We start from the raw sequence: 11,145 nt of genomic DNA, 5'->3' as shown, positions 1-11,145 counted from the left end.
GATCGATAGCGAACAGTGCTGACGGCTGATGGACTAGCCGTTCCCCGCGTTGGCACGATGGCGTTCTGATCGCCAAGTAACAGATTGAGCTGGCTTCCGGTTATGGCCGATGCTGTCGAAAAAGTCTTTTTGCATCACTAACGCAAACTTTCCGAGCCGCAGGTGCGGTGATCCTACAATTGTGTGGGGGGAAGCATTATAAAGCGATGAACTCGCCAGTGACCTCGGCAATTGGCCTCAGGGGCATATGGACGAGCAAATCGTCGCGTGTTTCGTCTTTCGGCAGAAAATAGCCGTAAGGCAGTTTGGGACTTTTTCGACAGCATCGGCCCATCAGCGAAGTGGCGGCAGCCCTCATTGAGGTCCGCTTAGTGGGGCGTAGCGGACTAGATTTGCTCACTCTGAGTTCTTCGCATTTTGACCCTATGCGACATCAGCGGGGGCCGTGGAGCTACCTCCGCTCGACCACACTCGGCCACTTTCAATGTGCTAATTTAACTCGCTACGATACTCGATCCCGAAACGGGAGGCTCAGATGAGATCCAACGTTGTGACGCTGGCTGCCGCGACCATAGTAACTGGTGCGAGTGCTGCTTATGCCGCTAGCGAGACGATTACCATGAACGCAATCGATGCCAACGGCGTCGGCAAGGAGATCGGCACGCTTGTTTTGTCCGACACCCAAACAGGCTTACAGATCACGCCACAGCTGGTCGGTCTACCGCCGGGCGACCATGGATTCCATGCCCACGTTAATCCGAATTGTGGCCCGGGCCCTGGACCGAATGGCCAGCCAGCGGCCGGCATGACGGCGGGTGACCATTATGACCCAGCCAACACTGGCAAACACCTCGGACCGTATGGCGAGGGGGGCCACAAGGGCGACATGCCCGTGCTGACCGTCGATGCTAGCGGCAAGGCCACGGAGGCCGTGGTAGTGCCGCACCTCACTGTGGCCGACGTTAAGGGGCGCGCCATTATGATCCACGCGGGCGGCGATAATTACTCCGACCAGCCAGCGCCCTTGGGTGGTGGCGGCGCGCGCATCGCTTGCGGCGTTGCCAAGTAGAGCTGCTAATGCTGCTCGCGCTGGCCAACGAGATCGTCAAATAATCCCTCGCTGCGGTGCATGAGTCCGGAAATGGCCCTTCGCGACATATTGCACCGCCGCTCGATCTCGGTCGCTAACAAAGCATAGCGGAAGTTGACGGGCAGCCGTCTATTGTAGAGGACGACGCTCGTGCCCTAAGGCGACGTCGGCTCCCTAGTAGGTCCGTTGCGCCCGACTGGCCATCCTCGAATTGGCGCTTGAGCCCGAAGATCGTTGGCTGCTTCAGCCCTAGTTGCGGCGATAGCCTGGACCGGCCATGCCGGATCGACGTTGGGGGAATTGGGAAATCTACACCTCGCCGCCGACGTTCTGCATCTCTGCGCTGCGTCGGCCTGGATTGGAGCCGGCCTTGCGATTCTATTTGAGGTCGGCCGGCGCTGTCCGGCACCTGAATGGAGACCACTGCAGCTAGACGCTATCAGCAAGTTTTCGATCGTCGGTATGATCAGCGTTGCTGTCCTGATCGTGTCGGGACTCGTGAATGCGTGGATCCTCGTTGGCTCATTCCGCGCGCTGCTTGTGACCGACTATGGGCGGCTGTTGCTGCTCAAGATCGCCGCCTTTGCGATCATGGTCGCCTTTGCTGCAGTCAACCGGCTCTGGCTGACGCCGCGGCTCGCTTTGGTCGCAAAAGAAGTGGCACATCCGTCCGCGCTTTCCACGCTGAGGCGCAACACGCTCATCGAGATCGCGCTCGGACTCGCGATCTTTGTCATGGTCGGGGTGCTCGGCACGCTGCATCCCGCCATTCATCTCGCGCAATGAAACATCACAAAAGGAACAAGGAGTAACCACCATGCAAATCCGAAAACTGACAATGATGTCGATCGCCAGCGCCGCCTTAGCCACGTATCTTTCGGTCGCACCACCTGCGCGTGCCGATGATGTCAAGCCCGGCGACCTCGTCATCAGCCAGGCCTGGAGCCGCGCCACGCCGAAGGGGGCGAAGACCGGAGGCGGCTATTTCACCATCAAAAACAAGGGCAGCGCGCCGGACCGACTGACCGGCGGATCCGCCGATGTCGCGGGCAGTGTCCAGGTCCACGAAATGTCGATGGAGGGCGGCGTCATGAAGATGCGCCCGGTCGAGAAGGGGCTCACCATTGAGCCAGGTAAGACGGTTAAGCTCGCGCCGGGCGGCTACCATCTGATGATGATGGATCTGAACGGAGGCGAGTTATTCAATGCTCCAACCCGTCTTACCGCAAGCGACGTAATCTGGCAGTCGCACTGCCCCAACGCGACCTTAGCTCGTTGCTGAGTGAAGCGCCGCATTGAAGCCAACGGTGCGGCTCAGGTCCGCTTTGCGCCACAAGCTGCGCTCCCCGCCAGGTCGCATTTTGACCGATGCTGTCGAAAGTCTTTTCTGGCCAACGAACGAAATTTGTCAGCCCTACTGGTGCGTCCCATGCGGAGCAATGTGAGGGACCACATCGAATTGCAGCAAAACGATCACAGACCTTCGTACACAGCCTGGAGATGCTTGCGGCGACCGAGACAACCAAAACCTGACCTTTGCGACATTTTCGGAGCCCCTCAATTGTCGACTTTTTCGACAGCATCGACCCGGAACGGACATTTGACCCTGGGCGTACTGTCCCGGAAACCGGTTCACTAGCGGTGTAGAGGAGCAGGGTCGATACGAATAATACGGGAGGCGGAGTTTCGGTGACCCACCTGGCCGCAACAGATGGCTCGGGTGCACCACGTCAATCTGGCTGGTCGTTTTCAGGATCAGTCCAGGCATCAAGAATTGTCATGCTCACCTGCAAGAAGGTAATGGAAATTAAGAAACCAAGATTGATCGGGTTAAGCGCAGCTTCCCACGAGCTTTCGCTCAGCGCTGGACTCGCTCGCGCCGCCCGATCAATAACCAAAGGTCGGAAGCTGCGGCCGTGCTGCCGGTACTTTGCTCCCGGCCGGATACCGCTTGAGCAATGGATCAGTAGTAGACGTGGCTTCGACATGTCAATCATCCGTGAGCGTTGCGCAACTTAGTGCCTCGGCGGAAATTTGGGCTAGGCCGCCCTCGCGATCGCGCCTTCTATCTCTGGAGCGAGCGTGGCTTGTGTGGTGTGAACCTGGAGAAGATCGGCCCACTGCATGTCTTTATAGTTGAAGCCGAACGCGAGCGTGGGCTTCACCACCATGAAGTAGGGCGAAATATCGAAGTCGCGCGGCGCGTAGAGTGACGAGTGACGGGTCTCGGCGATTTCGCGCCGCGCCGTCTGGCTTTCGATGCGCGTGATCTTGGGCAGGATCGGATAACGCACGGCGTCGAATGCTTGCGCAATCAGGGATGAACAGATGATGCGGCTCGCATCACCGGAGCCGAGTGCGATCGTTCGGCGGCGCCAACGCGGCGCCACCGGCCATGGGAATAGATAGCGCATCAGGTCGATGACGTTCCTGAAATCGTAGCCGAGGCCAATGCGTTCAGAGGCGTAGCGGCAAACCTTTTCGCAGTCGGTTTCGCTCAGGCCAACCGGCCGGCAGATGCGGGTTCGACAATGCAGATATTTCGACAGGGGCGCCGACACGACACCTTCGTCGAGATTGGCTTCGATCAGGACGTGGGGCTCGCCCTCGGTTGCGGCGCCCGCTATCGGCCCGACGTACAACGCCGAATGCGACCAGGTCGATTGAGTGAGATATTTGATGCCGCCGGAAATACGACCTTTGCCTTCGACCAGCAAAACGTCACCGGGTCGAAGAGTGTCGCGTAAGGCCGTCGAATCCTTCGAGGTGAGCGGCTCGCAGTGGTTGGCCGGCTTCTGCAGCCAAGCAATCAAACGTCCCACGTTCTCGAACATCCAGCCCATCACTCGTCGCTCGAATTTTTGGTGTTTTCCCGTATGGGAGTTGCAAGTCAGCTTTGTCGTTCGGTTACCCAAGTCACCCTCCAAGCGTAATCATAGAGAGATGGACTGGACAATTGCACGAGAGGGTTGATCCGTGCGTACATTTGTCTGAGACGGGTATACCGAGGTTTAGGATCGACCACCCTTGCGAGTGATGGGAAAGTTGCACCTCGCTCGGCGGCTACCGAGCGACATCGGTCCATCAGGCGGGCGACGCTGTTGTTCACCCAGTGCGTTCGCAGGTCGGCGCCGCCAAGCGACAAAGCGAATCGTCCGCGGGGCTCAGAAGACGCACGGCGCGTCTACCGGCTCGGCGTTGGGGCTGATTTCGGATTTTGGCCTATCGCGTCATTTCGCTCCTCTTAAGAACTTGGTCGCTATGGGGGGCATAGCGGACATTGAGTAGGACGCACCGCAATCTCGATTTGTGTCCTAAGCAGACGTGTTGCCTCCCCGTAGCTGCAACCACGGATTTTCTCGCACCAGATATCCTCAATAAATGCGGTTGCGCGTACCCCGCGCGCGCCTCGGCCCGAAGGACCCCAAATCCAAACTGCGGCCAGTCCGCTCTTAGCGGTGACGCGCTCCGACGGGATTATCTTGGCGCGGCTCAAAACTCGCTAAGGGTCGCAGCAGCGCAGGATTGATTCTACGTGCGGGTCGGTGGTCAGCACGGGCGATACATCGTCTGCAAAGGTTTTCCACTCAAAAACATGATGTGACGTTTCAGCCCGCCCTGACGGGCGATCCAGCGGCGTACCGGCGTCGGGTAGGCCGCGTATAGCATCAACGTCGCTTCGGGATCGGTGAAGGTGCGCCCGTCGGGGCCGTAATTCCAAGCGGCATGGAAGCCGAGCGTCGCCCGCGAAGTCACACAAATTTTGTCTTGAGGAAGCTCGCTGAGGACAATGGTGCATGCGGAGGCACAGAGGCCGTCAATGATCACAGATTCGCCGGTTGAGGCCAGACGATGATACTTAACTACGTAAGTACCGATCTGACCACCCCGATCATTCGTGATCCGTACTGCAGAGCTTGCATCCGACATGTTTAAGATCAGAAAAATTGCCGTAAGGAGTCCCGTCACAGACTTCATGTCCCCACCCTTGGGTTCGAGCAAACCGATTGATCGCTTTGCGTGATGCGCGAAGCTGCGACAGGCTTGTTCAGATTCATGGCATTGTCTGGGCGCAACTGTAGGGGAACCAAATGGTAGGAAAGTTCCCAGAGTGCAACTCGCGTCCGATTCCAACCCCTTCTCGGACATTCGACTTGACGATGATGTCCGCCTTCGAGGGCCGTGAGGCTGCATTGTGCCGGTTCTTGGCTTGCTGATCACACAGCGCTGCACCAATTCGATCAGCCGCTGCGCGCCAGCGTCACGGCGGCGGCAGGCAGCGCGCAGACGACGGCCACGCCAGCGCCCGAGCAGGTCACCATCACGACGGGCAGCTGAACTGCGCGCTCGATCTCAGAACGAGAACAACGTGACTGCCATGAGCACTGTCGAGCCGATCCCCGACAGCACTATGAGACTTGCAGCGCTGAAGGTTAACCGCCCTGACCATCGCGTTCTCGTCGTCGTACAATCACACAGCTCCTTTCGATCATGTCTTTAGGGCAGGGGGTCGCTGGCCCAGTCCTCGCAATGGTCGAGCACGGCGTCGTAGAGGTCGTCCGCGACGATGGTCTCCAGCAGATCTCTGGCCAGCCGCACTTCATTGATGCCCATCGATCGCGCTTTTTTGCGCAACCCGACCATGGTCTTGTCGCTGAGATCCAGCGGAGCCTCAGGCAGGGTCAGGGTGCGGCGCCGACCGAGTCGACCGCCCCTGCGCAACGAGATGCCGCGTCGCGAGCACTGAACCACCAGCGTGCTGAGCATGACGCCGAACTGCTCGGCGATCTGGGTCTTGCTCAGGCCCTGCTCAAGCAGAGCAGGGATATTGTCGAACATCGCCGGGGTAAGTTTCTGCACGCCTTTCAAAAGCCGATCTCCTTATCTGACCTCTATCCTTTCTTCCGGACCGTTCCGGCCTTGGTGAGAGTTGCCTCGTAAGCCTTGGCTTCCGCCCGCAGCGCGACGAGGGTCTCGCCGCCGACGTGCATTGATGGCAGTGTCTTCGAACGCACCGATGGCGAATCGCTCGCCCTTGGCGTTCAGGCCGCTGACTTCGAAGTGGCTGTGCCACGCGCCGTCCTTGCCCATGTATTTGCTGCCGCTCTCGGAGTAGCCGACGAAGCTCAGGACAACGAGCTCGGTCTTGCCGAAGCCGGGGACCGAACACGATCCTGTCGCCGACCTTCACCTCGCGCGCGGGCTGCCGCACCTTGTTGAGCCAGTCCTGCGCCGCCCGGCCCGAATCCCCCGTCTTCCAAACCACAAAACAAATCCGCAAGACGGGCACTCCGCCAAGGGAGCTACCCTCAAACCACGCTAGGCCCCTTGGGCTCAATTCCGGACGAGCACGGATAGACTATTGACTAAGGCGACGTGAGCGATTCCCGCGCGCAGCACGCCCAAGTCCTTCAAGGCGTCATCGATCAGCTCGTTGCAAACGAAACCCGAAAAATTAAAACTCGAAATATGCTGAAGTGGTGCGGTCGCGTGGACCCCCCGGTTGGTCGCGCTTCGGGAGGGACCCTGAAAACGATGAGGGGTGGTCGATGGGGTGAACATTCGCGCCCGGGGCGGGCGGCAACTTCCACACCGACCGCCGGCTTCCGGCTCTGTACCCGAACGGGTGTAGGCAGTTGGCACAATTAGCACTTGTTACCCGTTTGGGTTGTGGTTTAATTGCTGGGACTATTTCGGGAGATTTGCCCATGGTAGCTCCAAAGCAAGGTGATATCGGTCGCTGCGTTGTCTGTTTCCGCGCCCGGGGCGACCGATCGGTCGGTGTCATCACCTCGATCATCAATCACCGGGTATTCGTCAGGCTGACCGGGAAACAGTACAGCATGGCCGTCAGCCCGGCCGATCTAAAGTTTTGCAGCCACCCAGCACCACCGGTCGACGGGTTATCCCTTCGCCCCTTCCTCCCAGAAGGTGATCGGCGGCGGCGCAACACGGCTCCGGCGTAAATCTATCCGAGTGTCTCGAAGTCCGTTGCCTTGGCTGCAACAGGCACCGGATCGTTGCCCTCAACATCGTGCGGCGACCGAAGACAACGCCGGTTCATGAATTCGAGGTGGCACATGTTTGACGTTTATTTAAGCGAAAGACGAGATCTGCTCGTCCTTAGTAAGGGACTTCCTATACCCACACACAAGTCGGGGCGATGGCGCAAATCCAAGAAGAAGGTTCTCAAAGTCAGTGACGAGATCAAGTCGGCGGTTCAAAGGCAAGGCTACTACATGCGGAAGCTGAGCGATGCAAAGGAGGTGTTCACGCCTTCTGGTCGCTGAGCGAACGCCATCGTCGCGCCGATCCATCCCAAGGCGATGCCGATGATCTTGACCACCGACGAAGAGCGGGACGTTTGGATGCGCGCGCCGTGGGACGAGGCCAAGACCTTGCGGCCATTGCCGGATGATGCGCTCAGGATCATCATGCGCGGGGCCGACAAGGAAGATCGCATGACGGCAGCATGACCACCAATGGCCTTCGCTATCCTCGGCCAATGATCGTGCGGCGTCCCTCCGGCTTTACCGAACCGTGCCTGCCTTCGAAGGCCGCGCGGCCACCATCCGGCCTATTGTGGCATACCGGCATGTTCAGCAGGTGGTCGTCGGCGTTGAGCCACCCCGGCGCAGTCCGAAAGCCGCGCCGGGGTGTCCACGCCTGCCGAACCGCTGGGACAAAGCCGTCCGGAAAGGCGCGCCGGACTAACCACAGAATGGTTGGCCTTGTCAGGTGCAGATTGTGCCCGATTTGTCGTTCGATCGGGCCCGCTGCGGCTTGCGGTTATAGGCTTGGAGCGCCAACGATATTAAGCTTAGCGCCGCTGCCGTTCGATAGCAGCCCGCGAACGAACGCCAAGATCACAGACATGGTCCGCGGACAGCGCTCGCACAGCAAAAACAGGCTGCGGAAGAATCCAATCAGCGCGGCGATCAACGCCGCGCGGATGTAAATTGGCTGCAAAAACCGGGTGTGGCACAAAACCTCAGTCATTCCTCCTGGAACGTGTGAGCCGCTTCACACATGGCGAGCAGGTGAGATGTAATACTACCTGTGCGTGAGCGTGGCGGGGGCTGTGAAGGCTGCTGCTACACTTGCGACGGCGGTGGCAAAACTGATTGTGCTCCGCAACTCCGTAAGACGTTAACGCGGCCCGTTGCAGCCCAGGGCTCCGACCAGCCAACCGCATGACCCACACCAGGTCCTTCAGGAGGACACCATGTTGATCGACGAGGCCAATCTGAAAGTTGCTGGGATCGACGAAGCCAATCTGAAGGCGGAGTTGGCCGTCAGGGTTGGGCAGCGGCGCAGGCAGCTCGCCTTGCGGCAAAGCAACAGCCTGCTCCGCTATGACAGACATGTCGAACGGCGCAAGCTGACCGAGAAATTCCTGCTGCCGGCGCTGGCCCCCATGAGCCACGACGCACGCGAATTCGAAACCCTGTGCACCCGCGCACGCGAGGAAGCACGCCGCGCATTCCAGCAGCAGAAATCCGCGCTGGTCGCCGATATGCCCTCCATCGGTGCCGCGCTGCGCGCCCGGCTGGCAGCACGGCGCCAAGTCGCCGGCGCCGCTGCGCCGCAGTTCAACTTCAATTTCGTCGTGCTGGATACGCCCGCACTCATCCTGCCGACGTCAGGCATCAGCCTTGACGCGTGGCACAAGGAGCCCTGGAACAATACCGCAAGGCTCAGCGGCGTATGGACATCACCGAATAGCGAGAATGGCTGGGACGATCTGGACTTCGTGTTCGTCTGGCGCAATCCCGCGTCCACCTATGCGGTGGTGAATGTCGAGAGCTACCTGGCGCTGAACGGATTCTGCGCCGCCTGGGCCGATGGCGGCGTTGCGCCCGAGAACTGGGCCGGGTTCGGCCTCAATGCTTCTCTCGATGTTTTTGAATGGTGGAACCAACCGCCGACGGTTCCGCCCGCGCAATCGACGCAGGACCAGTTGTTGAACACGACTCATGCGGTTGCCGACGGGTTCTTCGATCCGGGGGATTACGAGTCGGCGGCGATCGCCGGCAATTATGACGTGTCTTATCGCGAATTCATCCTGCCGCCGCAGGGTGTCGCGGTTTTCTCGGTGAGCTTCGGCATCCTGCACGAGATATACGGCCATGGCGGGCTGGAATTGGATTTCTCCAGCGGCGATTTCGAAGTCGTTTGCCCGGCGGTGGTGATCGCCATCCTGTCGTGAACATCGGCGGGATTCTGCCACATGGAAGTCCCGGCGGTTGCATCGTGCGCGGCGGGAGATAGTATGATACCGCAGCGACGGATGAACGAAGAAAGGGCGCCATCAGGCGCCCTCTTTTCCGCCATGAACGACCCGCAGCCGGCCCCGCTTCGGCGACCGCGACCTGATCGCGGAAGCGCATGTAGCGCTCGCGGAGGCCGCGCTGCGAAACCGGAACACGTCCTTCGTCATCGACGGCGAGGCCGTGCTGCTCGGCGTCGACGGCCGCTCCGATTTCAATGGCCTGCACTCGCGCCGGCACGATGACGAGGTGCAGTTCTACGCCTTCGATATTCTGGCAGAAGGCGGCGAGGATCTGCGCAAACTGCCGCTGTCGCTGCGCAAGACCAGCCTGGCGCGGCCTGCTGGCCCGCCGCGTCGACGGCATTTTCCTCAGCGACTTCGAGCAGGGCGCGATCGGGCCACAGCTATTCGAGGCGGCGTGCAAGATGGAGCTGGAGGGCATCGTGTCCAAGCATGGCGGGCGCTGGTATGGTGCCGGCCCGTGCAGTCACTGGATCCAGCATCCGGCCTACCGACGGGTGCAGGATCAGTTCTGATGGTCGCCTGGAGTATTGCGTATGCGTGTCGCGCCTTCGATTGTGCCGCCGTCCGACGCCATTGACGTCTATCTGGTCCTGGATGAATTCGGCCACCGGCTGGGCCGGGCGTGGCGGGAGACCGACGAGGGCGACGCCGACCGCGCCACCTTGCTCCGCCATCTGATGGAGGGCCAAGTACAGCAACCCGGTCCGGATCGTGTGCTTCAACACCGCGGAAGGCTGGTCGCGCGATGTCTCGGAGGAGATCGTGGCCGAGCTGAGCCAGCGCTGCGCCGCGCGCGGCGAGGTGCCGACGCCGCTGGAGGGCTTATTGAACCGCCACGGACAGCGCGTGCTCTGATCATGCGCGAACTGGTGGCCGTTGGCGTATTCTGAGGCATGGGACTGGCGCTCCTAGCGACGGTGCGCGCCACGCGCCATCAGCGTTCCGGCATGATGATGCTGTCCGGTTTTGGGGGCGGCGTGCTCGGCTTCATCGCCGGCAAGATCATCGGACTTTGAGGGTGCCACGAGCGTGAGTGACATCTCGAAAGTTGTCGAGTTCATCCTGCAAAACCAGCGCGAGGTGGAGCAGCGCGGTCACCTGCCGATGTGGACGATCTATGACCGCCCTGCAGAATTTCCGGACTGCTACGTCGCGCGCATGTTCGAGGTCTTTGGCGGCAGCGAGGCTCCGCAGCCGAGCACCGTGATGCTGCGGACAGTCGGGCCGAACGAGGGGCTGAAGATGCTGCGCGATGCATTCGAGGCGGCAGGCCTGCACTGCATGCCGCGCTCGTCTGGCGACCAGCCGCAGCTCGTGGAAAGCTGGGTGTAGGCGAGGAGCGACCGCCGGTCGCGCATGTTTTTGTAGCTGCGGACAAACTGCACTGACATCCGCGCTGCGGTTGTGCTTTTCTTTTCGTACGACCTCTCGTTGATCGAACCCCAGCGACACCAGCCCCGGTGGGTGAGAGGGAGCGCGCCCGGTGCCGATCCCCCACGGTCGCGCCGGGGCAGCTAACTTAGGAAGCGCGGCGTCATGCAGGACCGTCTGTTTACCGCGCTCGTCGTGATGGCGGGCATTGCCTCGACGATCATGGCCGCGATTGCGGTGCTCTCGATTCAATAGACCAGCACGTCGGCGACCGGGAAATTCATCCGCACTGTTGACGGAACGCTGGCAGGGTAAGCATCCGGTGAGAGCCGCGTAGGGGTCACTCAGGCTGCTTGATTGACTTGCTTATTTCGGTCGCGCCAATTCC

Annotated in this window: 13 protein-coding genes and 1 pseudogene; 9 read left to right on the top strand and 5 right to left on the bottom strand. The window is 60.4% G+C overall.

Annotated features, from left to right (window positions below; translation table 11 throughout):
• The first annotated feature begins 535 nt into the window (after positions 1–535).
• The 3 genes from sodC (at position 536) to ACZXDY_RS42555 (ending at position 2,372) form a co-directional block, all read left to right on the top strand.
• Positions 536–1,069, top strand: a complete 534-nt coding sequence (gene sodC / locus ACZXDY_RS42565) for a superoxide dismutase family protein (RefSeq protein WP_028169403.1) — start codon at positions 536–538, stop codon at positions 1,067–1,069.
• Positions 1,070–1,324: 255 nt separating this feature from the next.
• Complete coding sequence (locus ACZXDY_RS42560) at positions 1,325–1,876, top strand: CopD family protein (RefSeq protein ID WP_349642733.1); 552 nt, start codon at positions 1,325–1,327, stop codon at positions 1,874–1,876.
• Between the two features lie 31 nt (positions 1,877–1,907).
• Positions 1,908–2,372, top strand: a complete 465-nt coding sequence (locus ACZXDY_RS42555; protein WP_080664225.1) for a copper chaperone PCu(A)C — start codon at positions 1,908–1,910, stop codon at positions 2,370–2,372.
• 448 nt (positions 2,373–2,820) lie between these two features.
• On the opposite strand, the gene ACZXDY_RS42550 is transcribed toward ACZXDY_RS42555, so the two are convergent.
• The 4 genes from ACZXDY_RS42550 to ACZXDY_RS42535 form a co-directional block, all read right to left on the bottom strand.
• Positions 2,821–3,078 (bottom strand): hypothetical protein, encoded by a 258-nt coding sequence (locus tag ACZXDY_RS42550; RefSeq protein ID WP_155255698.1) that lies wholly within the window; start codon positions 3,076–3,078, stop codon positions 2,821–2,823.
• A 51-nt stretch (positions 3,079–3,129) separates the two neighbouring features.
• Positions 3,130–3,933 (bottom strand): YiiX/YebB-like N1pC/P60 family cysteine hydrolase, encoded by an 804-nt coding sequence (locus tag ACZXDY_RS42545; protein ID WP_051397335.1) that lies wholly within the window; start codon positions 3,931–3,933, stop codon positions 3,130–3,132.
• Positions 3,934–4,639: 706 nt separating this feature from the next.
• Positions 4,640–5,068, bottom strand: coding sequence for a hypothetical protein (locus ACZXDY_RS42540; RefSeq protein WP_028169103.1), 429 nt, complete (start codon positions 5,066–5,068; stop codon positions 4,640–4,642).
• A 519-nt stretch (positions 5,069–5,587) separates the two neighbouring features.
• A complete protein-coding gene (locus tag ACZXDY_RS42535; RefSeq protein ID WP_155255650.1) occupies positions 5,588–5,959 on the bottom strand; it encodes a helix-turn-helix domain-containing protein in 372 nt (123 codons plus the stop codon).
• A 1,424-nt stretch (positions 5,960–7,383) separates the two neighbouring features.
• On the opposite strand from ACZXDY_RS42535, the pseudogene ACZXDY_RS42530 reads away from it, so the two are divergent.
• Positions 7,384–7,566 (top strand): annotated as a pseudogene (locus ACZXDY_RS42530) (SOS response-associated peptidase); the annotation flags it as partial.
• A 313-nt stretch (positions 7,567–7,879) separates the two neighbouring features.
• Here ACZXDY_RS42530 and ACZXDY_RS42525 read toward each other — a convergent pair.
• Positions 7,880–8,089, bottom strand: a complete 210-nt coding sequence (locus ACZXDY_RS42525) for a hypothetical protein (RefSeq protein ID WP_028169106.1) — start codon at positions 8,087–8,089, stop codon at positions 7,880–7,882.
• A gap of 226 nt (positions 8,090–8,315) precedes the next feature.
• Between ACZXDY_RS42525 and ACZXDY_RS42520 the strand changes: the two genes are divergently transcribed.
• The 5 genes from ACZXDY_RS42520 (at position 8,316) to ACZXDY_RS42500 (ending at position 10,718) form a co-directional block, all read left to right on the top strand.
• Positions 8,316–9,299 (top strand): hypothetical protein, encoded by a 984-nt coding sequence (locus ACZXDY_RS42520; protein ID WP_464349602.1) that lies wholly within the window; start codon positions 8,316–8,318, stop codon positions 9,297–9,299.
• Positions 9,300–9,601: 302 nt separating this feature from the next.
• On the top strand, positions 9,602–9,898 hold the full coding sequence (locus ACZXDY_RS42515) for a hypothetical protein (protein WP_464349601.1): 297 nt from the start codon (positions 9,602–9,604) through the stop codon (positions 9,896–9,898).
• Positions 9,899–10,097: 199 nt separating this feature from the next.
• Positions 10,098–10,241, top strand: coding sequence for a hypothetical protein (locus tag ACZXDY_RS42510; RefSeq protein WP_464349600.1), 144 nt, complete (start codon positions 10,098–10,100; stop codon positions 10,239–10,241).
• A gap of 38 nt (positions 10,242–10,279) precedes the next feature.
• Positions 10,280–10,402, top strand: coding sequence for a hypothetical protein (locus ACZXDY_RS42505; RefSeq protein WP_283807058.1), 123 nt, complete (start codon positions 10,280–10,282; stop codon positions 10,400–10,402).
• Between the two features lie 13 nt (positions 10,403–10,415).
• Complete coding sequence (locus ACZXDY_RS42500) at positions 10,416–10,718, top strand: hypothetical protein (protein ID WP_028169108.1); 303 nt, start codon at positions 10,416–10,418, stop codon at positions 10,716–10,718.
• The last annotated feature ends 427 nt before the right edge of the window (positions 10,719–11,145 follow it).

This window comes from Bradyrhizobium sp. LeoB3 (assembly GCF_055456055.1).
This window is presented reverse-complemented; position numbering and strand designations above follow the sequence as displayed.